The organism is Rheinheimera sp. A13L (assembly GCF_000217935.1).
Lineage (GTDB): Bacteria > Pseudomonadota > Gammaproteobacteria > Enterobacterales > Alteromonadaceae > Pararheinheimera.
In genome coordinates this window covers 1-24,021 of record NZ_AFHI01000018.1, presented here as the reverse complement: position 1 = coordinate 24,021, position 24,021 = coordinate 1, and the positions used below count along the sequence as shown (strand labels likewise).

At 46.3% G+C, this 24,021-nt stretch carries 18 protein-coding genes; 10 read left to right on the top strand and 8 right to left on the bottom strand.

Features of this window, described 5'->3' with window-relative positions:
• Position 1: 1 nt before the first annotated feature.
• Complete coding sequence (locus RHEIN_RS11085) at positions 2–1,741, bottom strand: acetolactate synthase 3 large subunit (protein ID WP_008899062.1); 1,740 nt, start codon at positions 1,739–1,741, stop codon at positions 2–4.
• 905 nt (positions 1,742–2,646) lie between these two features.
• On the opposite strand from RHEIN_RS11085, the gene RHEIN_RS20430 reads away from it, so the two are divergent.
• The 6 genes from RHEIN_RS20430 (at position 2,647) to RHEIN_RS11050 (ending at position 7,676) form a co-directional block, all read left to right on the top strand.
• Positions 2,647–3,102 carry a hypothetical protein gene (locus RHEIN_RS20430; protein ID WP_008899061.1) on the top strand — a complete coding sequence of 152 codons (456 nt, stop codon included), beginning with the start codon at positions 2,647–2,649 and terminating at the stop codon, positions 3,100–3,102.
• A 115-nt stretch (positions 3,103–3,217) separates the two neighbouring features.
• Positions 3,218–3,628, top strand: a complete 411-nt coding sequence (locus RHEIN_RS11070) for a hypothetical protein (protein ID WP_008899060.1) — start codon at positions 3,218–3,220, stop codon at positions 3,626–3,628.
• A gap of 70 nt (positions 3,629–3,698) precedes the next feature.
• Positions 3,699–4,121: a hypothetical protein gene (locus RHEIN_RS11065; RefSeq protein ID WP_008899059.1), complete on the top strand. Its 423-nt coding sequence runs from the start codon at positions 3,699–3,701 to the stop codon at positions 4,119–4,121.
• A 470-nt stretch (positions 4,122–4,591) separates the two neighbouring features.
• Entirely contained in the window at positions 4,592–5,437 is an 846-nt protein-coding gene (locus RHEIN_RS11060) for a tetratricopeptide repeat protein (RefSeq protein ID WP_008899058.1), read from the top strand.
• Positions 5,438–5,460: 23 nt separating this feature from the next.
• Positions 5,461–6,714, top strand: a complete 1,254-nt coding sequence (locus RHEIN_RS11055) for a S1 family peptidase (RefSeq protein ID WP_008899057.1) — start codon at positions 5,461–5,463, stop codon at positions 6,712–6,714.
• Positions 6,705–7,676: an FHA domain-containing protein gene (locus RHEIN_RS11050; protein WP_008899056.1), complete on the top strand. Its 972-nt coding sequence runs from the start codon at positions 6,705–6,707 to the stop codon at positions 7,674–7,676. The genes RHEIN_RS11055 and RHEIN_RS11050 overlap by 10 nt, the downstream gene beginning before the upstream one ends.
• A gap of 57 nt (positions 7,677–7,733) precedes the next feature.
• Here the strand turns inward: RHEIN_RS11050 and RHEIN_RS11045 are convergent, their stop codons facing one another.
• Positions 7,734–8,129 (bottom strand): response regulator, encoded by a 396-nt coding sequence (locus tag RHEIN_RS11045; RefSeq protein ID WP_008899055.1) that lies wholly within the window; start codon positions 8,127–8,129, stop codon positions 7,734–7,736.
• A gap of 178 nt (positions 8,130–8,307) precedes the next feature.
• On the opposite strand from RHEIN_RS11045, the gene RHEIN_RS11040 reads away from it, so the two are divergent.
• Positions 8,308–9,510: a methyltransferase gene (locus RHEIN_RS11040; RefSeq protein ID WP_008899054.1), complete on the top strand. Its 1,203-nt coding sequence runs from the start codon at positions 8,308–8,310 to the stop codon at positions 9,508–9,510.
• Between the two features lie 384 nt (positions 9,511–9,894).
• Positions 9,895–15,204 (top strand): InlB B-repeat-containing protein, encoded by a 5,310-nt coding sequence (locus RHEIN_RS11035; RefSeq protein WP_008899053.1) that lies wholly within the window; start codon positions 9,895–9,897, stop codon positions 15,202–15,204.
• A gap of 65 nt (positions 15,205–15,269) precedes the next feature.
• On the opposite strand, the gene RHEIN_RS11030 is transcribed toward RHEIN_RS11035, so the two are convergent.
• From RHEIN_RS11030 to speA, 5 genes are all read right to left on the bottom strand, one after another.
• Entirely contained in the window at positions 15,270–15,974 is a 705-nt protein-coding gene (locus RHEIN_RS11030) for a response regulator transcription factor (protein ID WP_008899052.1), read from the bottom strand.
• Positions 15,975–16,239: 265 nt separating this feature from the next.
• A complete protein-coding gene (locus RHEIN_RS11025; RefSeq protein WP_040555042.1) occupies positions 16,240–17,454 on the bottom strand; it encodes a mechanosensitive ion channel family protein in 1,215 nt (404 codons plus the stop codon).
• A complete protein-coding gene (locus tag RHEIN_RS11020) occupies positions 17,448–18,371 on the bottom strand; it encodes an acyltransferase (RefSeq protein WP_008899050.1) in 924 nt (307 codons plus the stop codon). The genes RHEIN_RS11025 and RHEIN_RS11020 overlap by 7 nt, the downstream gene beginning before the upstream one ends.
• Positions 18,371–19,264 (bottom strand): acyltransferase, encoded by an 894-nt coding sequence (locus RHEIN_RS11015; RefSeq protein WP_008899049.1) that lies wholly within the window; start codon positions 19,262–19,264, stop codon positions 18,371–18,373. Before RHEIN_RS11015 ends, RHEIN_RS11020 begins: the two co-directional genes overlap by 1 nt.
• 203 nt (positions 19,265–19,467) lie before the next feature.
• Positions 19,468–21,354 carry a biosynthetic arginine decarboxylase gene (speA, locus tag RHEIN_RS11010; RefSeq protein ID WP_008899048.1) on the bottom strand — a complete coding sequence of 629 codons (1,887 nt, stop codon included), beginning with the start codon at positions 21,352–21,354 and terminating at the stop codon, positions 19,468–19,470.
• A gap of 194 nt (positions 21,355–21,548) precedes the next feature.
• Here speA and speE point away from each other — a divergent pair, with 194 nt between their 5' ends.
• Both speE and RHEIN_RS11000 read left to right on the top strand, forming a co-directional pair.
• Entirely contained in the window at positions 21,549–22,406 is an 858-nt protein-coding gene (gene speE, locus RHEIN_RS11005; protein WP_008899047.1) for a polyamine aminopropyltransferase, read from the top strand.
• Between the two features lie 29 nt (positions 22,407–22,435).
• Positions 22,436–23,116, top strand: coding sequence for a hypothetical protein (locus RHEIN_RS11000; RefSeq protein ID WP_139056449.1), 681 nt, complete (start codon positions 22,436–22,438; stop codon positions 23,114–23,116).
• A gap of 26 nt (positions 23,117–23,142) precedes the next feature.
• On the opposite strand, the gene RHEIN_RS10995 is transcribed toward RHEIN_RS11000, so the two are convergent.
• Positions 23,143–24,021 (bottom strand): EamA family transporter (locus RHEIN_RS10995; protein ID WP_337456971.1); only part of this gene is annotated, 879 nt, incomplete at its 5' end.

Sequence of the window (24,021 nt, the reverse complement as noted above, 5' to 3'; positions counted from 1 at the left end):
CTTAAGTCCGCTCCGTTTTGCTTAAAAACATTTCATTCATAGCGCCACCTGGTATTTGCATTGGATACACATGCTCTGTTGGATCGACATGAATATCTAAAAACACCAGTTTGTCTTTGAGGGCAAAAGCACGCTCTAACGCAGGCTCTAACTCTTCGGCTTTGGTAACCCGAATACCGACATGGCCATAAGCTTCGGCGAGTTGGACGAAGTCGGGCAGGGAATCCATATAGGAGCTGGAGTAGCGGCTGTCGTAGTTCATATCCTGCCACTGTTTCACCATGCCTAAATAACCGTTATTCAGGTTGATGATTTTGACGCCAAGGCCATATTGTTTACAGGTGGACAGCTCCTGAATATTCATCTGAATAGAGCCTTCGCCTGTGACACAGACCACTTCAGCCTCAGGGTAATGTAGCTTCACACCCATAGCAGCTGGCAAACCAAAGCCCATGGTGCCGAGGCCACCCGAGTTGATCCAGCGATTCGGTTTATCAAACTTATAATACTGAGCCGCAAACATCTGGTGCTGGCCTACGTCGGACGTGACATAAGCATCACCTTTGGTATGACGATGCACGGCCTCAATGACAGCCTGAGGTTTTAAATGGGACGGGCTTGTGTCATAACGGCCGCCATGCACTTCACGCCATTGCTGTATTTGATGCCACCAATTACCTAAAGCGTCCTGATCCAGTTCGCCTTTGTTTTTCTCCAGTTGATGCAGCATTTCCTGCAATACAGGTTTCACCAGGCCCACAATAGGAATATGGGCATTAATGGTTTTGGAGATACTGGCCGGGTCAATATCGATATGAATAATGGTCGCATCAGGGCAGAATTTTTTGGTGGCGTTGGTCACGCGATCATCAAAACGCGCGCCTACGGCAAAAATCACATCGGCGTTATGCATCACCTGATTGGCTTCATAAGTACCATGCATACCCAACATGCCAATAAATTGTGGATCAGAAGCCGGATAAGCACCTAAGCCCATTAAGGTGTTGGTGACAGGTAAATTCAGCTTGCGCGCGAGCACAGTCAGCTCGTCTGAAGCCCGGCCCAAAATAACGCCACCGCCTGCATACAACACAGGGCGTTTAGCGGCCAGCAAAGTGGCCAAAGCTTTTTTAATCTGTCCCGGGTGGCCTTTCGCATTGGGGTTATAAGAGCGCAGCTTGATGTCTTTTGGATAGTCGTAAGGGAACTTCTGACTTGGGATCGTCATATCCTTTGGAATATCCAGCACCACAGGACCAGGCCGGCCACTTTGCGCTATATAAAAGGCTTTTTTGACTAAATACGGAATATCTTCAGGGCGGCGCACCGACATATTATGTTTGACGATAGGGCGGGAAATACCCAGCATATCGGTTTCCTGAAAGGCATCGTCGCCAATCAGATGGCTCATCACCTGGCCACAGATCACCACCATAGGGATTGAATCCATATAAGCAGTGGCTATGCCGGTTACAGCGTTAGTAGCACCAGGGCCAGAGGTGACGAGCACTACACCAGCTTTGCCGCTTGCTCTTGCGTAGGCGTCCGCCATATGGGTCGCGGCTTGCTCATGGCGGACCAGGACGTGTTTCACCTGATGCTGTTGAAACATGGCATCGTAAATGTGTAACACGGCACCGCCGGGGTAACCATAAACATACTCTACGCCTTCGTCAGCTAAGGCGCGGATCAGCATGGCTCCACCAGACAGCAGTTCTGGTTGGGTGTTTTGGCTTGTCATGGGTTTGGTCTCATAGTTTGCACGTGCGAACTTTAAGCCCCATTGCAGCTGCAATTGGGCTCAAAGCAAAAACTACCGCTCTGCCAAAGCAGAACAGCACTAATTTTTCTTTTACGTGGACGGACAGAGTAAGGGGTCTGTCAAACAAACTATGCCTGATTAGAAGTGACTCGTTGGTCGTTTTTTTGTTTAGCAGGCTTGATGGCTAATTTAAGGGAATAATCGGCGAAAGTCGACAAAAACATCAGGAATGTTTTTGAACATTGGAGCGTAGCGACGATGGCCCGGAGGGTGAGCGCCAGGGATTGCGGCGAATACCGCTTTTTCTGGTCTGACCAAAAAAAGTCTCGCTGTAGCAGCGATGCGACACATTGGCCGGATAGCATCATGGATGGCGGTGAATACTAAATCTTCGGGAAAGGTTTTCACTCACATTCTGATAGTCGCCTGATAGCGAATTGCATCAACGACATTCAAAGCGGTTTCGCCGTTGGCGAGATACTTTCTTTTGCTTCGCCAAAAGACAAGTATCCAAAGCAAGAAAGTGCAGGAAGCACTTTCTAACAGCCGAAGGCTGGCCCGTAGGGTGAATTGCATGGATGCAATTCATAAAAGGCGACCCCAGGTCGCAGCGAGTGGCCCCAGTGGGGATTTGGTGCCAGTAGTTGAAATTGTTTTTGGTTATTGGCTGCAAAGAGTTCGTTATCTGTAGATATCGCAAGCTTTGGCGCCACAAGTTTGCACATCTTGTTGCCACTAGTTTTAGTTGTTTAGGAAAACATGTTGAAATACAGTATGTCGGCGCTAGTTTGATATGAGTAAAAATCATAAAATAAGGCAGAAAAATATCCGACTTGCGGGCGGACTACCTTTGAAAAGCGTTGTTATAAGAGCAAGAGGTTTCAGTGAAAATTATAAAATACTTAGGTTTTGGTCTGTTAAGCGTTTTTATTTTCTTTATTGGTATGGCTGTAATTACAACTATCAACAAAGCGGATCCGGCTGAAACTTTTATTCCTTTTATCAAAGAAAATATGCCTGAAGTAGCTAAATGGGACTTTGCTGTTTTCAAAAAGTTAATGACGGAAGAAGCACTTGGTACAGCAACACCTGAACAATGGCAGATGTACATCAAAAAAGTTTCAACACTTGGAAAGCTAGAAAGTATTGGACCATTCACGTTAGAAAATTCATATTCTACAACGTCTATTTCAGGGAACACTAAGTCAACTATTGTTTACTTGGTGCCATTGAACTTTGACACTGGCTTGGCCCATGCAAGGATAATTCTTGTTCATACCGAAGAGTCAGGTGTAAAAATACAACACATTAAGTTTTTGGCTGACAGACTAATGCAATAGCGCGGATAAAAAGTTGCCTAATTTCGTTCCGGCGACAAAAAAAGCCTCCACTGGACTGCCCCCGCTGCGCTGCGGCAGCTCATTAGCAAAGGGTTATGGTTAGAGGAGAGATTGCTTGTACCGTTTTTTATTTCTGATTGGTTTAGCTTTAGCTTCACTGGACGTATTCGCATGTAGCTGCATAGAACGCTCTGCTGAAGAGTACTTTAAAGATGCTCACAAAGTACTCCACGGAAAAATAATGAAGCTAGAAATTGTATTCGATGATAAAAAACGTTCATATCAAAAAGTGACTTTTGATAATAATTCTATGCTTAAGGGAAGTTTCTCTAAAACTATTTATTCCGCCTTAGATGGTGATGCTTGCCATGGTATGTCATTTCTGCTGGGTAAAGAGTATGTGGCTTTCACTGATGAATCTAATTGGATTACAGGCTTTTGTGGTGGCACTCAGGTAATTTGGCCTAATATGGAATTTAGTCAAGATTTTCTAAACACCATAAAAAAGCAAAGTCCGAACAAGTGATATCAAAAATGGACGCCTCAGGGCGCCGCAGTTTTAAACGTTAACAATATCTCAGGTGTTAGGTGTAAAAATGAAAAATGGAATTGTGTTAGGGTTGCTGGGATTATCTCTATTTTTAACTGGTTGCGCTGCAACAACTTATGAGCCAAAAGGTTTAACTCCAGAAAATTCAGCCTATTTAAAAGCTGATTCTGAGCATGCTCATGGCATTTTTATTGCGTTAGATGAACGGCTTTATATTAATTCAATCAATGGAATTGCCGCAGGGGATTTCATAAAAGGCTACCCTGAAGACGCCCGTATTTTTGAAGGGGTCAACGAAGTGAAAGTGGATTATCAAAATGGTCAAATCACCTCTGAAGGTTGCGTTAAGTTTTTAGCCAAAGCTGGACAAACATACATAATTCGTAAAAAACGTGACGGTATGCGAGTTTACTATTGGGTAGAACTTGAGGGGGACCCAACCAAAATAAGCCAAGGTTGCAGTGTTTAAAATGTTGCTAACAAACCAAGTCAGCGATGGGCTTTACGCGCTGGCTTTTGGCCAAAACACTTATAATGCCCGCATGAGTTAATTACAGGCACACTGTAGGGCACCTTTTGCCCTGTGTGTCTGATTTTGATCGGTTCACGTTAAGCGTTCAGAAGTAGCTCACCTACATTTCGTTTGGCGTCATTAGGTGTTAACGTCGGCATAAATATACTCCAGCTTTGGAAATGCAATAGCAGCATAGTCTGGTGAGTGAAATGGTTGAAGTGATTAAATCCTGTGATTTGTGTGAAGGGTAAAATTAAGCAATTTCAACGATTGCAGGGGCGAGTTTCACCAAAAGCCAATGCACGAACTTATTTAGCCTCCATACCCACAACCCCCGACTTGCAAATCTAAGGTCCCGGCCACATAGTGGTGCAAAGCATTCCATAAAACCGGAGCTGTCCGGTTTGTATAAATAAAGGTGAGTTGTGTCAGCCAATATCAAGCCCGTTACTATAGAAAATGTCCGTGAACTGCTAGAGCTGTCTTTTACCCAGCCTGTACTGTTTTATTTTTATTCAGAGCGCAGCCCGGCTTGCTTAAATTTAGGCCCTGTATTGCAGCGTATTGCCCAGACTTATCCGGATGCCCTGACGCTGGCCGTGGTGGATTGTGATCAGGAACAACAATTAGCGGCACATTTTGGGGTGCGTTCATTACCTACAGTGCTCTTTATTAAAGAAGGTCAGCCGGTGGATGGTTTTGCTGGTGAAGAACCAGAGCAGGCTATTTTACAGCGCCTGAGTGCTTTTTTGCCGAAGCCTGAAGATCAATTATTACAGCAGGCCTTGCCTTTGCTGGAACAACAAAACTGGACTGAAGCTTATCCTTTATTAAAAGAGGCGAATGAGCTTGCGCTTGAACGGGTGGATATCCGTTTACAGCTTGCTTTGGTACAGGTTGAACTGGGTCAGTTGGATGCCGCTGAAAAAGCCCTGGCTACTGTATTAATGGCCGATCAGGATGCGGTGTATCAGAGTGTGAAAGCGCGTCTGGAATTAGCGCAACAGGCTGCAGATAGTCCTGAAGTCAAAGCGCTGGAACAGGCTTTAGCTACAGATCCTGACAATAAAGAGCTGCAACAACAACTTGCCGTGCAGTACCATCAGGTGCAACGTTCGGCTGAAGCTTTGGCCTTGCTCTATGAAATACTGAAGCAGGATCTGAACTTTGGTGAGGCGAAAAAGCTCTATCTGGATATTCTGGCTACTTTACCTAAAGGTGAGCCTTTAGCCTCGAGCTACAGACGTAAACTCTATAGCCTTTTGTATTAATTCATTTTTTGAAAGGACTCCCTATGCTGAAAAAAACATGGACCAGCCTGGTGTGGCTGGTTCTGTGCTGTTGGTCAGCGCAAAGCTACAGTGCTGCTGTGGCCGAAAAAGTATTTGCCGATTATGCTGATGCCTTGTTGCAAATTAAAGTGCTGGAACATGCCTCAGGCGCTAAGTCAGCGATAGGCAGTGGTTTTTTATTGCACGATTCAGATTTGGTGGTCACCAACTACCATGTGGTGTCCGAAGCTGTATTGTTTCCGCAAAAGTATCAGCTGGAGTTTCTGGCACAAAACCAGCAAAAAGGCGTACTTGAAATAGTAGCAGTAGATGTGATCAATGATTTGGCTTTACTAAAAACTGACTACAAAGCGGCCAAAAGTTTCCAGTTACAACAGCAAACTCCAGTGCAGGGCGCGACAGTTTATTCACTGGGCAACCCGCATGATTTAGGCTTAATAGTGGTGCCTGGAACTTACAACGGTCTGCAAAAACACAGCTTTTACCCTCGTATTCATTTTACCGGCGCTATTAACAGCGGTATGAGTGGTGGCCCGGCGGTGAATGAGACTGGTGAAGTTATTGGAGTAAACGTAGCTTCAGCCGGCAACGATTTAGGTTTTTTAGTACCAGCGGCTGCTTTAAAAGCGCTGCTGGAAAAAGCTGTAGTGGCTGATTTAAAACAGGATATTCAGCAGCAACTGATCGGCAACCAGCAACGCATGTTTCAGCAAATTCTGCAGGCCGACTGGCAACTGAAAAACTTTGGTCCTGCCACAGTGCCGGACGAAATCGTGCCTTTTATCCGCTGCTGGGGTATGTCCAATGTAGAAAAAGACAAAGACGATATCAAAAGGGTGAATGCCTTCTGTAATCAACCGGAAGAAATCTTTTTATCGTCAGAATTCAGTACAGGCCGCATTGAAATGCAGTTTGAATGGATCCAGGCTAAAGACCTACATCCACTACAATTTTTCCGCCGTTATCAGTTCAGCATCAGCCAGATGAATGCTGATAACAGAGCAGCTCAGGATGATGTGACCGCCTTTTCCTGTCAGAACCAGCTGTTAAGCCCGCTGGAAGGGCAACATGCTAAAGCCATATTTTGTATCAGGGCTTATCGTAACTATCCGCAATTATTTGATGTAGCTTATATTTCAGCCTCGATGGACCACCAGCAACAAGGCGTGATCAGCCACTTCACTTTGTCAGGCGTGGATCAGCAAATCGCTTTAGAGTTCAGCCGTAAGTTTATTGGAGCTGTGGTATGGCAGTAATAGTGGAAGTACTGAATAAGCAGCAAAAAGTCATTGAGCGGCACAAATTTTTGCAACATCAGGTGCGTCTTGGCCGGGCTTTTGATAATGACGTGATTTTATTTAATAAACACGTTTGCCCTTATCATGCAACGCTGCAGCAGGATGAAGAGGGTTACTGGTGGCTAGAAGATTTAAGTTCAGTCAATGGCAGTTTTGTGTCCGGACGCAAAGTTGTAGTGGCTAAAGAGCCGTTACGTTCAGGTGAAATCTGTTGGCTGGGGGAACAGGCATTACGTTTGTATGATGATGCTCACCCTGTGGCCGATACGTTGCCATTCAGCGTGATGGGGCAGAAATTACAGGCTATGGGGCACTGGGCTTTTATCCTGTTGTTTGCCTTGATACTTGCTGCTGATCAGGTGGTGGAAATCTGGCTGACATTGCCAAAACAACTGGAACAGATGTGGCCAGCGCGTTTGTTGGAAATCCCAAGGAATCTGCTGTTGTTTTGTATCTGGCCTGCCATTCTGGCGTTGTGGAGCCGGTTTAACCAGCAGGAAAGTCATTTTTTACCTCAGTTAAGCCTGACCTATGCGGCCGTCGCTTGCAGTACTTTGTGGGGAGCCTTCTGTTATTGGCTGGGCTTTAATCTGGATGGTTCCGGTGTGGCTCAGGTGGTTGAGGTTATTGGATACACTTTGATCTTAGTGGCTTTGTTTAGTGGTAATTTTTGGCTGGCAACTCACTGGTCTTTGCGTGCTCAGACAGCTGTAGCTTTGGCTGTGGCTTTATTAGCCACCTCAGGTCAATGGGCCAGCTTGCTGACACCACCATCGCCTTTTGAGCGCAGCTTGCGTTACGATCCTCGTATCTTGCCTTTACCTTTTTATCTGGGCCAGGGCAAAACTATGCAGCAGTATGAGCAGGATTTGCAGCAGTTATTTGAGCAAGTAGAGCAACAGCGGCAGGATAAAGAGTAAAAAAAGGTCAGAGCTTAGGCTATGACCCTCCTGTCGAATTCAGCTCTGGGGTCAGAGTCAAGACTTTGACCCCTGAAGCTTCTGCCAGATCTCGCGTATTTGATCAGACAAAGTCATAGGGTCAAAAGGTTTGACTACCACATCAGCGGCGCCTAAATCTTTGTAAGATTCAATTTCATTGGCCTGTACTTTGGCTGTCATAAAAACTACAGGAATTTGGCTTAAATCAAAATCAGCCTGCATCTTCTTTAACGTGCTGGGACCATCCATACCAGGCATCATCACATCCAGCAAAATCAGCTGAGGCTGGAAAGCGTGAAAAGTATTTAAAGCCTCTTCACCACCACTGCAGGTTTCAACGGTGAAACCACCTACCACTTCCAGTGCTACTTTGGCCACAGCCTGAATAGAAGGATCGTCTTCTACATGCATAATACGTTTGAGTTCTGTCACCTGAATATCTCTTTATCGGGTCATACTTATAGATCTGAGTGTGCATGATTTTTAGCGCTGATGCCAGTTCAAGTCGGACTCTGTTTCAGAAAAACTGCAGAAAATGGCAGCACAGCTTTTTGACTGTGCAGTGGTATAGTGTCGGCATTCGATAGCGCCACAGATAGTTTATTCGCTTATGCCTCAGCTTTTGTCTGAACAGTTTTTGCAGTTGGATTTGTTATTAAGTCAGTATCAGCAGTTCTGGCGTTTTAGCCCTTTTCATTTAACCAGTTTGCCATGGGCTGATACAAAGTTAGGTCAGCATTTACAGCAGATTGAACCTGTAGAAATAGATCGTCTGGATCAGGATGAAGTGTATCGCCGTAGCTATTTCTCTGAGTTTTTCCCCGAGTTAAATCAGTTCAGCCCTTTTGAGTTAACACAGGAAAAAGTGACAGATCAGACTGCAGTGCCTTTTTGGTTCAGTCGTGATATTAAAGGGCGAAAACTGGAACAAATTCAAACCTTTGCTTTGCAGATGCAACAAAGTGATTTGCCTGTGCTGGAATGGTGTGCTGGCAAAGGCCATTTAGGGCGCTGGCTTTCTTTTCGTATGCAGCGAAAAGTAACAAGTCTGGAATGGCAACCCCAGCTTTGTAGTGAAGGTCAGCAGCAGGCCAAAAAGCTAAAGCTGCCACAGGGTTTTATTCAGGCTGATGTGTTGTCGGAAGAAGCGTCTAAACACCTCAACACAGAGCAGCAGATAGTGGCTTTGCATGCCTGTGGCGACTTGCATATTCGCTTGCTGCAACTGGCAAGCCAGGCAGGGACAGAGCAACTGGATATAGTGCCTTGTTGTTATCATTTAATTGCTTCAGAGCAGTATCAGGCTTTATCCACTTTGGCACAGCACAGCAGATTAGGTCAGTTAAACCGGGATGAACTAAAACTGGCGGTGCAGGCTCAGGTAACAGCAGGTGAGCGGGTGACACGTTTGCGCCAGACTGAAGTGCTGTGGCGTCTGGCTTATCAGGAGTTGTATCAGGCTTTGCAAAAAGTCACCGACTACCGGCCTTTATCTTCAGTGCCTAAACATTGGTTTAGTGGTGAATTCAGTGCCTTTGCCCACTGGGCGGCCGGACAACATCAATGGCAGATCCCAGCGGACACCCGCTGGGATTATTATCTGCAACTTGGGCAACAACGGCATCTGTTAGTGCAAAAAATGCAACTGGTACGCTCCTTGTTCCGGCCTTTGCTGGAGCAATGGCTGGTGCTGGACAGAGCCTTGTTTTTGCAACAACAAGGTTATCAGGTACAGGTGAAACAATTCTGCGATTACCAACTTACTCCCCGCAATTTACTGATTAGCGCCTGCAAACTCCGCCAGATGTACTAGGCTGTTACAAAGCGTTACATTGGGCTTGTTGTATTGTTTGTTTTTATCATTTTTATCAAACACAATCTGGTAACTCTATGTTTTACCCGTCTTTGTTTTTCTGAAGTTTATCGGCTGATTAAAGATCTGCTGACTTTATGGCGCTGCAGTGAATGCTCCGGAAGGTTAAGGTTCATCTAATCTTCAACTCTGGGTCCGGCAATTATTGTTGGTGCATTGTGCTGGTGCGAAAGCATACAAAGAGGTTTTGGAGCAGTATCTGAATAGGTTTCCTTTTGGACTGGCAAGAAACAAGCGGTTGATTATAGTTAGTTTGCAGTGTGGGGCATCAATTGATGTAGATCGTAAGAATTATGATAGCCATAAGGTTATTGGGAGGCGTGGATGAATTGGTTGCAGAAGTTTTTTAAGGTTTTAGCTTTAGGGACGTTGCTGAATTTGGTTGTGGGGGTTGCTCCATCCTTTGCTAATGCCGTGACTTATCTGGAGTCTTACACCAATAATGTCAATGGTGTGGCTGGGCTGAGCGGCATCAGTGATGTAGCTGTCAGCCCCGACGGTAAGTTTGTTTACACTGCATCCTATCAGGCTTCTGCAGTCAGTGTGTTTGAGCGAAACCCGGACACAGGCCAGTTAACCTATCGAAGTACAAAAACAGGACTTTCTGCTGCATTTAGTGTGGATGTAAGCGCCGACAATAAAAGTGTGTATGTGGCTTCGCCTACCGGAAGTGTTGTTATCGCTTTTTCCAGAGACTTGACGACAGGTGAATTAACAGAAACTAACAGATTAGGTGGTAGCCCAACCGGAGGTTTTGTCTCAGTCAGCACAAGTCCTGATGCTAAAACTGTGTATGGTATTGGTGGTTCACCCAGTGGTCTTGTGGTGTTTAGTCGTGACGCTAGCACGGGCGCTATTACCCGGCTGGCTGATTACGCTGATAACGTCAATGGCAATGCTTTAGGTCAGGTATTCAGCCCAACAGGCAGTCCTATTAAAAATATCGCTTCGAGCGCTGATGGCAAATTTGTTTATGTCACTTCAACAACAGATAACGCTGTGTCTTTGTTTAGCCGGAATACCACTACTGGTGCTCTGACTCTGGTTTCCGTTTACACAGATAATGTTGCTTCTGTAGATGGTCTGCAGGCTGCCTCTTCAGCAAAACTTTCTCCTGATGGTAAGCATCTTTATGTCACCGGGCAGGGGGAGTCTTCAGTTGCCATTTTTAGTGTTAACAGCACCTCAGGTGAATTAACTTACCTTGCCAAAGTAACTCATGGTGTTGATGGTGTGACCAATATGCAAGGAGCCCGTAGCCTGACCATTAGCCCAGATGGTAAATATGTACTGGTCAGTGCAATCAATTCCAGCTCTGTAACAGCGTTTTTACGCGACTCAACCACAGGGTTATTGAGTTTCAACAGTCAAGTGGTGAACTCTGTCAACGGCGTCACTAATTTTAGCGCGCCCTCCGGTATGTCGACAGACCCTTTAAACCGCCATTTATATGTAGCTGCACAAAACAGTGCCAGTCTGGTTGTTTTTTCGCTACCAACACCAGCGGTCAGGTTATCTGTCACCAGTCAGTCTGCTGCGGTTTCCGGGTCCGCTGTTGTTTTGGATAGCCAGCTTGCTGTTCTGGATTCTGACAGTCCGAACCTTGTCTCAGCTCAGGTTTCTATTTCTTCTGGTTTTATTACTACTGATACTCTTGCAGTGCAAACAGTAGCGGGCATTGCTGCTTCATATGATTCTGCAACCGGTGTTTTGTCTCTTAGTGGTGTTGCTTCCCTTGCGGATTATCAATCGGTGCTCAGAAGCCTGACCTATCAGGCTGGAGCCGATCCTACGTTAAACACTGGTGATACATCTAAGCGCACCATTAGTTTTATGGTTTCTGATGGCGACAATACCAGCGCGGTTTCTTCTATTGTGGTCACTGTCGTAAAAGCCGATCTTTTTACCGTGAATTTTGTTGACTGGGATAATACAGTGCTGAGTACCCAACAGGTGGCCTCAGGAGCTGCCGCAGTAGCTCCAACCTCTCCTGTCCGAACAGGCTACTCCTTTACAGGATGGAGTGTTCCATTTAACAACATTAGCTCTGTCTTGACAGTCCAGGCTCAATATAGCATTAACAGTTACACATTGACCTTTGATAGCGCAGGTGGTTCTGCAGTAGCTCCTATCAGTGCCAACTTTGGCGCAGCGGTAACGGCCCCAGCTAACCCGACTCGAGACGGTTATAGCTTTGCGGGATGGACACCGTCAGTGCCAACCACTATGCCTGCAGCCAATACCACTTTTACCGCTCAGTGGACTGTTATTAGTAGCTTCACCATTACTTTTGACAGTGCTGGTGGTTCAGCTGTGGCGCCTGTTACTGCCAACTTTGGTGCAGCGGTAACAGCTCCGGCAGCTCCGACACGTGAAGGTTATAGTTTTGCAGGTTGGAGTCCGGCACTACCGGCCACTATGCCTGCAGCTAATATCACCTTAACAGCTCAGTGGACTGCAAACACCTATACCATCACTTTTGATAGCGCAGGTGGTTCAGCTGTTGCGCCTATCAGTGCTCACTTTGGTGCAGCGGTAACAGCTCCGGCAGCCCCGACACGCGAAGGTTATACCTTTACAGGCTGGTCACCCTCAGTACCGGCTACCATGCCAGCTGGGAATAAAACTGTGAAAGCACAGTGGACTGTGAACAGTTACACCATCACTTTTGATAGCGCAGGTGGTTCAGCGGTAGCGTCTATCAGTGCTAACTTTGGTACAGACATAAAAGCTCCGGCAGCTCCGACACGCGAAGGTTATACCTTTACAGGCTGGTCACCCTCAGTGCCAACCACTATGCCTGCGGCCAATACCACTGTGAAAGCACAGTGGACTGCAAACACCTATACCATCACTTTTGATAGTGCAGGTGGTTCTGCCATAGCGCCAATCAGTGCCAACTTTGGTGCAGCAGTAAAAGCTCCGGCTGATCCAATACGTGAAGGTTATACCTTTGCAGGCTGGACACCCTCAGTGCCAACCACTATGCCGGCGGTTAATACCACTGTGAAAGCACAGTGGACTGTCAATAGTTACACCATCACCTTTGATAGCGCAGGAGGTTCAGCGGTTGCGCCAATCAGTGCCAACTTTGGTGCGGCAATAACAGCACCGGCTAACCCGACTCGGGAAGGCTATACCTTTACCCGCTGGGAGCCGGCGGTTCCTGCCACTATGCCAGCGCAGAACCTGAAGCTGACTGCGTTGTACGAGCAAATTCAGCTGACGGTAACGGCCACTGTGACGGGAGAAGCCAGTATCAGCCCTGCAACTCAGTTGGTGAATTATGGCAGTACTGCAACAGTTAAGCTCAGTCTGACCAATGCCGACGATATAGTGGTATTAGCTGGCTCTTGCCAGGCGGCGGTCTCAGGTGATCAGATTGTCACCTCGGCTATTACCGAAGCCTGTGCTATAGCTGTCACTGTGTATCCATTTACTCAGGTAGAAAAAGATACCGATGTGGCCTTAGCCAGTAATGGTACCAGCCGTTTTAGTTTCATCAGTGGTGCAGGTACAAAAACGCTGCTAGGCGCAACAGTGGTGCGCTCTGGTGTGGAGTCTGAACTTGAGCTGGCAGATGCCGAAGAACTACTGACAATGCAGGATGATGGCAGTTATATATTTAGTGCGCAGCGTACCGGCCGTTATACGCTGGAATTTGTTGATGCTGTCTCAGGCGAACTGGTGCAGGTGGTGTATAACGTCTTCCCATACCTTGCCTTTACGTCAAGCCAGCAGCCTGTGCAGCGAGATGTAGCCACAACAGTTCGGGTTTGGTTGAGTGATGAACCTGTTGACTATCCGGTGAACGCAGCAGTACTTAAAGATGGCGTGACTTCAGAGCTGCAACAGGTCCAGTTTACGGCTGAACATAAGTTACTACGCACTTATACTGTCACTGCAACGGCAAATGTAGCCCGCTTGATAGTGCAGGAAGCCGGTATGAGTAATGCCTTGTTGGGTACTCCTGCGGTGCATAATTTGGCGCTGCAGCAAGAAGTTCCTGCCTTAGCCTTGACAGTGAAAGCCACTCAAGACAATGCTGAAACTTATGTGGTTACTCAAACGTCCGGACTGGTCAATCTGTCTGTAAGTGAACTGAACGCCACAGAAGCAAATTACAGCTGGAGTGCTTCAGGTCTGACCTTGCAGGTTTCTGGTGCAACGGCCAGTTTTGACCCTGCAAGTCTGGCGGAAGGCCGTTATACCATCACTGTCGAAGGTCAGTCAGCGAATGGCCGCACGGGCCAATATGATTTGGCCTTGCGTGTGATTGCAGGCTGTCCGGTGGAAAGTTGTGCAGGGGCTGGCACTTCAGGTATTCCTGCAGCGCAAAATAGCTTTGCCGATACGCCAAACCGTTTACCACTTTGCCCTAATGTGACGGAAGAAAACCGGGTTGGCTCTTGTCAGGCTGATGGTGCACAGGCTTTGTATGCTGAAGTGCCAAATCAGTATCAACTGACTTTGGGGGCTTTAACGGAAGAGCAATCCTGGAGCACAGGCCAGTTTGGTATGGCCTTGAGTGATGAGTCGTTAAATGATTCAGGCTTTGTGCAGCAAGGTCTGGTGATTAACTTTGATGTGCTGGGTTTAGAAAATCCGGGTGAAGTTGTGCCTGTAGCTATTCCGCTACCAGCAGGCACCAGTATTCCAGCGAATGCAATCTGGCGTAAATTTATCAATGGCCAGTGGCAGAACTTTGAGGTTAATACGGCAAACCGCATTGATAGCGCTGCCCGCGATATATTGGGCCAATGCCCTGGCGTATCGTCCGACAACTGGACCAGTGGTTTAACGGCAGGCCATGGCTGTGTGCGTTTAACCATTCAGGACGGTGGTCCGAATGATGATGATGGTGTGGCCAACAGTGTGATCCGTGACCCTGGTGTACTTGCCGTGGCTGAAGTGGTGGTTCTGCCTCCACCGCCGCCAGTACCACCAAAAGATGTCACTGCTAAATCCGGAGGTAGTATGGGTGGAATGTTGAGTCTGCTGTTCGCTGGTATTGCAGCCTTCAGAATACGCAAAAGTCTGGTGGCTGTAGCGGCTGTACTGCCGCTGAGCTTGTCTGCTCAGCCACTGTATTTGGGGGTGGATCTGATGTCGGTCAATAGTGACGCCGATTCAGCAGAGATCACCCAGGCAATGAATGGTGCAGGTATAGCAGGGACTGCTGTTGTGGATAACAAAAGCAGAGCAGGATACCGTTTTTATAGTGGGTACCAATTTGCAGAAACTCTTTCCATTGAATTGGGTTGGCTGGATGCTGGTGAGATCACCACGCTGTTTTCAGACGTAGCACCGGGCACAGAAGCCAGCGATCTGGAAGCTGTGTGGCCCATTTCGGGCAATGGAATTGAGTTGAGTCTGTTGTGGCAGCCAGTGACCACTGCGGAATGGTTTAAGCCTGGGGTCAGGCTGGGTGTATGGCAAATGGAAATACAGGACAAATTTGTTGATTCTGCGCTGCTATCCAGACAGGACCAAAATGAAACTGTAGCTTTTGTTGAAGTACAAGGGCAAATAAAGCTGACAGAGCACTGGTCACTGAAGTTAGGGGCCAGTTATTACGATGTTGGAAATGCAGATATGCGTACTGCGCAGTTAGGCTTGATCCGTCGTTTCTGACAAGATCCTTAATAAACAAAAAACCGCTTCGGCGGTTTTTTGCGTTGCATACATACATACATAAATTAGTTTTGTTGCAGCAACATATAGCCTTTACCACGGTAAGTGATGATGGGATCGACCTGATTCACCGCGCCAAGCATTTTACGCCTGAGTCTGGAGACCAGAATATCCAAAGCTCTGCCTTGCTGATAAATCTGAGTATTTTCCAGGCCTGAAAACAGCATTTCTCTGGATACAATTTTACCTTGGCGGGCCAACAGCTGGAGTAGCAACTGATGTTCAGCACCGCTTAATTGCATCTGCGTATTTTCGTAACTCAGGATCCGACTTTCAGGATTCAGCTGATAGTGCAGGAAATTAATTTCAGTGGTTTCATCACAATCCAGATGCAAACGGCGTAATACTGCTTTGATACGCAATACTAACTCTTCAGGCGATATAGGTTTGCAAAGGTAATCATCGGCTCCGGTTTGTAAGCCCTGAATACGCTCTTGTTCTGAGGTATGAGCTGAGATGAAAATTTTACCTATAGCTGTCTCTGCATAAAGCTCGTCAAATAAGCTCAGAGCAGAACCGTCTGGTAATGAGATGTCTGAGACGATCAAACGTACCGGATACGGCTCAGTAGCCTGGCTAAGCACAGCTCTTGCTCCAGCCAAAGTATCAACTGCAGTCACTTTAAAGTGCTTTGATACTAAAAATAGTTTTAACCCTTCCCTGAGCCACTGGTCATCCTCAATCAATAAGATGTGGCAATGTTCAGTCATGCGTTAGTTTTACCTTTTCCTTCAGTTGATTGACGGCATCTTCTGCCATGATGGACAACCACCTGAGTTGTGATCCCAACTGCTGTAAATGCGGTTCCAGGGCAGCAGACTGAGTTTATTGTGAACTGCAGGTTCAGGCAAATGTTTTACGATGAGCATGCAGCTGACAAGCTGTGCTGTAAGGCGCTGATATAGAAAGGGTTGTAGCCCAACATAAAGTAGCAGCCATACTTTATGCCGGGCACAGCACAGAAAACGGCAGCCACTAAAGGTTCTGATATTTTCTCTGTTCGCTGCCAAGGCGCTGGAAAGCGCTTAGGGTAAAGAGTGGCAAAGTAGCCAGCAGGTTTTCAAAAATCTCAGCCTGAATCTGTTCATAATTGGCCCAGATTTTATCTGAACTAAAGCAATAAATTTCCAGCGGTAAACCTACTTCGTTGGGTTCCAGCTGGCGCACCATCAAGGTCATGTTCTGATTGATATCCGGGTTTTGTTCCAGCAACCATTGGGTGTAGTGACGAAACAGCTTCAGATTAGTCAGATGAGACTGCTGCATCAATTCTTTGGCTTGCTCCGTGGCGAAAAATGGCTGCACTATCGGATCGTCCAACAGCTGCTGTTTTTCCTGCTCGTCCAGAAAACCTATGCTGTGAATATCAATTTTGATGGCTCTTTTAATACGGCGGCCACCGGATTGTTGCATACCCCGCCAGTTTTTAAAGGAGTCAGAAATCAGCGCGTAGGTAGGGATAGTGGTAATAGTATTGTCCCAGTTTTGTATTTTTACCGTGGTGAGTGCCACTTCAATAACAGAGCCATCTGCACCGTATTTTGGCATTTCAATCCAGTCACCTGTCGTCACCATATTATTGGTGGCTAACTGAATACTGGCGACTAAACCTAAAATAGTGTCTTTAAATACCAGCAACAAAACTGCAGTTAAAGCACCTAAACCGCTGAGCAAATACACCGGAGATTTATCCAGCAGGGTGCTCAGGATCAAAATGCTGACGACAATAAAATCGAGCAGCTTTAGCACCTGAGCCAGGCCCAGGTAAGGCACGCTGCTCTGGCGGCCTACAGCTGTATAAATGGTGGTGGCAAAATTGATCAGGGCAGCAAAGGCTAAACCGGCAAAACAATAGAGATAAATCCAAAGACCCAAATGCACAATAGACATAAACTCAGGCCAATGCTGGAAAAACTTCTCCGCTGAGCTAATCAGCACTACTGCAGGCATTAAATGCGCGACATGAGTGGCCAGTTGCAGTCGTTGTGGTTGGGTTTGTTGTTGCAGTTCGCTATCCACTTTATCCAGCAGATGAGCTATCGCAGGTAACAGATAACGTCTGGTTAACGTAAAAAGCAGGCCTAATAAGCACAAAGCCAACAAGAGCCGGATAGAGAGCATTACCAAATGCTCCGGAGGCATAGTCAGGCCAAAGTAGCTGACACACTTTTGTAAATACAGGTCTAACACAAGGCGTTTTCCGAAGCTGAAGTTTCTGGTTGTTGATAAGCCGCTATTGCCTGATCTTTTTTCAGCCAACGTTGATTCAGCCAATTTTGAAAGGCGACTCTGAAGGATTCGTCGTTAAAATAATCGCCAATGATTTCATGATCAACAGGCAGAACTTCAACCAGCACAACCACCCGTTTTAAACGGCCACACAGCATATCTATGGCCACATGGCCCGGGTTGTCAGGATACATAATGGTGACATCCAAAACAGAATGAAACTGTTGCCCCATGCTGGCGAGAGTAAAAGCAATACCACCGGCTTTGGGCGGTAACAAATGCCGGAATGGGCTACGTTTTTGCTTATGTTTTTCTGGGGTGAAACGTGAGCCTTCAACAAAGTTAATAATAGTGGTTGGGGTGTTTCTAAATTTTTCGCAAGACTTACGTGTTGTTTCTATGTCTTTGCCTTTCAGCTCTGGTTTTTTGGCAACCTGAGCCTGGCTGTAACGCTTCATAAAAGGCATATCCAAAGCCCAGGAGCCTGAACCAATAAAAGGCACCCATTTTAATTCTTCTTTTAAAAAGAACTTAGGCTCAGGAATACGGTTTAACGCAAACTGGCTGAGTACCGGAATATCCAGCCAGCTTTTATGGTTAGAGATCAGCAAATACCAGCTGTCTTTTTTCAGTTCAGCTACACCACTGACTTGCCATTCCACTTTATTAAACAGCTCCATCAGCAGTTTGTTGTATTTTGACCAACCGCGATAACACCAATGTGCAGGTTTAGACCAGAAAGCTCTGGCTGCTGTACTTGGCGATACCAGTTTAGCTATGCCTACGAGTGTAACAAGAGTACCCCACAAGGCCAGATTAAGGCTAAACAGCAAAAATGCCAAAGGGGCTTTGAATACCACGGGTAACCAGTGCAACATCAGCTTTGCTCTCCTTGCTTCAGCTCTGTTAATAACAGATCTTTGTCTAACCAGAGTTGATTCACCCAGCTCTGAAATTTTTGCTTAAATACCGGATCCTCATAATCACCAATCAGGTTTGGATCTATAGGCAATACTCTGACCCGTACTTTAATGTCGTGCACTTTACCTGAGATATAATCCCAGAAGGTGGGAATGCCTTTGGGGTAACAAATGGTCACGTCCAGCAGCTTATGCAAATGTTCACCCATAGCGTTGAGTACAAAAGAAATACCACCGGCTTTAGGTTTAAGCAAATGAGTGAAAGGCGATTGTTGTTTGTCATGTTTAAGTTGAGTAAAACGGGTGCCTTCAAGGAAATTCATCACAGACACTGGCTTGTAACGGAATTTTTCGCACGCTTTGCGGGTCGTCGCAATATCAGTGCCTTTGAGTTCAGGTTTTTCTGCCAGCTGTTTGGCGGTTAAACGCTGCATAAAAGGAAAATCCAGCGCCCACCAGCATAAGCCAATCACAGGCACATAAATCAGTTCTTTTTTAAGGAAAAACTTTAAAAAGGGTGCTTTGTGATTAAATACTTTTTGCAGCACCAGAATATCCACCCAGGACTGATGGTTCGCCATCACCAGATACCAGTCTTTGACGCTTAAATTATCTATGCCTTTGATATCCCAACGGATTCGGGTAAAGGTTCTGCTGGTTAAGTTATTTAACGTGATCCAACTGGTGGCACAGAAGTCCAGTAAATAGGTGATCCAGGTTTGCCAGATTTTTACCGGAGGCAACTTCACTATGGCCAGGATCAAAATAGGGGTAGCCCAAAAAATAGTGTTGATAAAGTACAGCAGAAAAGAAAGCGAGCCACGTATTGGGGCTGGTAAAAAGTGCAGCATTCAGTCACCACTCAAATTTACCCTTCTTACTTAAAACTGCAGCTTTGTTGACCGCGCTCTCTCGCCCCAATCACATAGTGGCCTATGCTCATGGGGTTTCGTGGCTTGTCGCCGCGCTGCAGCTTCAATTAATTTGGGTAATGGTTATAAAGGAAAAGCAGGTAAACCTGCTTTTCTCTCATCCGATCAGTGGCAAGTTTACCTTAATCTTCGAAATAGGTGTAACCATAAACCCCGGATTTCAGCTCATCTAAATAAGAGGCCTGCATTTCTGGGGTAAAGTCCATCCGTGCTAATTGCTTCTGATAAGAGGCAAGCAGCTTCTTCGCGTCAAACTGTACATAACGTAAAACGTCAGCCACTGTGTCGCCTTTAATCGCATTGGTCAGGCGGTAACCACCTTCGTCATCCAGTTCAACATGCACTGAGTCGGTGTCACCAAACAGGTTATGCAAGTCGCCCAGAATTTCCTGATAAGCGCCGACCATAAACATACCCAGCAGGAACTGCGAGTCTTCTTTGTACGAAGGCAGTGGCAAGCTGGATTCAATACCGTTACCGTCAGCATAACTTTTCAGTACGCCGTCTGAGTCACAGGTAATGTCCTGAATAATAGCGCGGTGCTCCAGCGACTCATCCATACGTTCCAGTGGCATCACAGGGAATAACTGGTCAATACCCCAGGCATCCGGCATAGACTGGAACAAGGAGAAGTTTACAAACAACTTATCGGCTAACTTTTCGTTCAGTTCATCGTGAATATCACGGTGTGAGCGCGAAGATAAGTCCAGCTTGTTTTTCACTTTATTGATGGTGGCAAAGTAAATCTGTTCCAGCAACGACCAGTCTTTTAACGTCAGCAAACCATGCACATACTGAGCATGCGCATCGGTAAAATAATGCACTGCATCGTGGTAGGCTTCTACCGCTGTACGTGGCGTGACGTTTTTATACGAATCCCATAAAGCCCAGATAACAGCAGGCGAGTCTTCGCTTGGTTCTGGCATGTTCACCAAACCTGGCGCACGTTCAACGTCTATTGCATCGGTAATTAACACAGCGTGGTGTGCTGTCATAGCACGGCCCGACTCAGTGATAATGTTCGGATGCGGCAAGTCGTATTCGTCACAGACTTCTTTTAAGCCATATACCACGTTACGAGCGTATTCCAGCATGGTGTAGTTCATCGAACAGGCTGAACGTGAGTTCGAACCTTCGTAATCCACACCTAAACCACCACCTACGTCAACCGTAGTGATAGGTACACCTAAAGTGCGCAGTTCAGCATAGTGACGGGCACATTCGCGAATCGCGTTGTGAATATCACGGATATTGGCAATTTGTGAGCCTATATGGAAATGCACTAACTGCAACAGATCCAGTTTGCCGGCTTCACGCAAAATGTCGATGGCTTGCAGTACCTGAGTGGCTGTTAAGCCAAACTTGCCTTTTTCACCACCTGTGTTTTGCCACTTGCCTTTACCCACAGAGTTCAGCTTGATACGGATACCAATTAAAGGCGCCTGACCTAAGCTGTCGATTTCACGGATTAAGGTTTTTAATTCAGTGATTTTTTCAACTACTACATACACCTGATGGCCCATCATCTGGCCAATAGTGGCTAAACGCAGGAACTCAGAGTCTTTGTAGCCGTTACAAACAATACGCAAAGGTTTGTCGGTGACACCTAAAATAGCCATCAGCTCAGGTTTGGAACCTGCTTCTAAACCTACTTTGCCGCTGTCATGGCTCACCAGCTTTTTCACTACAGAAAATTGCTGGTTTACTTTGATAGGGTAAACGGCTGTGTATTCGCCTTTGTACTCACGTTCTTTTTTCGCCTGAGCAAAAGAGCTGATTAAGGTGCCAACACGGTGCTGCAGAATATCGGTAAAACGTACCAATACGGGCAGGGTTAAGCCTTCCTCTTTAAAACGGGCAGTCAGTTCCGGGAAATTAATACCGGGTTTTTTATGGTCCTGATCCGGATAGGCCACCAGGTCGCCATTGTTGTTCACATCAAAATAGCCTTCACTCCAGACTGCTACGTTATATATGGATCGTGCTTTTTCGATACCCCAATCTGCCATTGTCGTGCCCTTAAAAAAATGATGCGCCATTTTAAAGCCAATGCAGTGAAAAAAACATGAAAAGTTTGTTTCATCGTGCCCTGACTGGCAAAATACCCCCAAAGTCATTGAAGTTGCAGCACGGCGTAGCCAATGCAGGTGCAGTTTCATACAAGTCTGGGACATCCAGCTTAGTTTATTTTGAGGAGATAAGTATGTCGGGCGACAATAAATGGTTCACCGAAATTTTTGCGGCCAGTGGTAGTGCCTTTGGTTTAGCCATTACAAAAAAGCTGGATGAGGTGCAGTCGCCTTTTCAACATATCGAAATGTTTGAGACCACCCACTTTGGCAATCTGATGGTGATAGACGGCGTTATTATGCTAAGCAGCCGCGACAATTTCCTTTATCACGAAATGTTAAGCCACCCTGTGTTATTTACTCACCCGAATCCAAAACAGGTGGTTATTATTGGTGGCGGCGACTGCGGTACTTTGCGTGAAGTATTAAAACACCCTGATATCGAACAAGTGACGCAAATTGATATCGACGAACAAGTCACCCGCATGGCAGAAAAATACTTCCCAGAGCTCTGTGCATCGAATAACGACCCACGCGCTACGTTGAAATTTGCCGACGGTATTCAGTTTATGCGTGACGCAGAACCAGAATCTTTGGATGTGGTGATTGTCGATTCGACTGACCCTATAGGCCCTGGTGAAGGTTTATTTAACAGAGCTTTCTACGAGAGCTGCTTAAAAGCGCTGCGCCCAGGTGGCATTTTAGTGCAACAAAGCGAATCACCTCTTATTCATATGCCACTTTTAAAAGCTATGCGTGATGCGATGTCAGACGCTGGTTTTGCCGATTTACAGAGTTTGCTGTTCCCGCAAATGGTGTATCCATCCGGCTGGTGGACCTGTACTTTAGCCCGTAAAGAAGCCAAATTCGACGGCTTCCGGGTTGAAGCTGCACAAAATCCTGCTTTTGAAACTCTGTATTACAACGCCGAAGTGCATCAGGCCGCTATGGCTTTGCCTAATTTTGTCAAAAAGGCTTTTGAGCAGAAATAGCCAATTTGTTTAAGCCATGGGAGTAGGTTGTGATGAAATGGATTTTCGCTGCGGTTGCAATCTTGGTGATATGGCTGCTGATAGTGAAGGGCAATTTTTTGCTACCAGCGGCGGAAATCAGAATTGATGATAATGTCAGTGTGATACCAGAGCCTGCGCAACAGAAGGTACCCACTGATGAGATCAAAGCAAGGGTAGAGACTGAGTTCGTCTCGGGATTTATGGCGCAGGAGCCTCAATCTGAAGCTGTTCAGTTGTCTTCATCGCTGTGCCTGGATAGCCGTGGATGTACTCTGGACCTACACGAAAATTGGCATCTGAAACTGCTCAATAACGACGGTGGCTTGCTACATTCTAAACTTGAGGTTGTGTTTAAAAGCCGTAATTTTATTGAAGCAGCAGAGCAGTTGCATTACTCCAGGCAAAAAGCTGCTGACCATGAAACAGAGCTTAAGCTTGAGCAACTGATGTTAGCCGCAGTGCAAAAGTTTCAGGCGGAACCACAAGCCTTTGGCTGCAGAGATAACATCTGTCTGTTGCAAATAATGGTGCCAAGAGAAGTTAAAGTGGATGAAGTGCGGCATTTACTCAATGCACCAGACTTATCCTGGCGCATGCTGTCTATGTCCAAACAAAAAAGTAAGTACAACTGGAGTTTGCGATTTGTAGCCAATGTTGATGACAACGTAGTTTTATCGACACTGAAATAGCAGACTCATGAGCGAAGCTCACCCCCCTACATATTCTTCTGCCGACTTGCCCAAACTAAACTGGCTAAGATCAGAGCCGAACCTGCAGATAAAGTGAACCAATTAACGTTTTGTTGCCAAAACACAAAGTTCACCACTAAGCCTGCCGGGATCAATACGTTATTCATCACCGCCAACTGGTTAGCATTGACCTGGCGTGCTCCTGCATTCCACAGCCAATAACCTAAACCTGAAGCCACCACACCCAGCCAGACTAAAATGCCGTAATCCAGAGTGGTCGTCGGCATTTTGTTCCAGTCGGCAAATAAAGCGGTAGCCAGCAAGCTGGTGATAGTTGCGCCGACAAAAAACCAGCCAAAGTTATAACGTTGTGCGCCTGTGGAGCCTAAGTTCAGTTGACGGTACGCCACCTGACCAAAAGCAAAACATAAGTTGGCGGCCTGTATCAGTAGCAACCCCCACCAAAAATCTGAGCTTAAGTTCTGATACCGAATTACTAAAGCACCTAAAATGGCCAGCAGGGCAGGACCTAACCAACGAAGGTGTAATTTTTTATAACGCCAGAAGTAATCCAGTATCGAGATATACGCGGGGGTCAGAATGGTAAACAGCAGTACTTCGGCCACGCTCAAATACAGGAAACTATGATACAGCAGCAGGTACATCAGCCCCAACTGGATAGCGCCTATGGCAGCAAGAGCCATAGCCTGAGGTTTAGAACTGGTGCTTTTCAGTAACCAGGGCAGGAATAATAACAGAGCCAACAGCATGCGGCTGCTGACAGCCAGATAAGGGTCTACCCGGCCTGCCAGAAATTCGCCAATTAAGGAGAAACTAAAAGCCCAAATTAACGTGACTAACCACAATAAACCCATAAAAAACTCCGGCTTGCTGCTTCTGCAAAA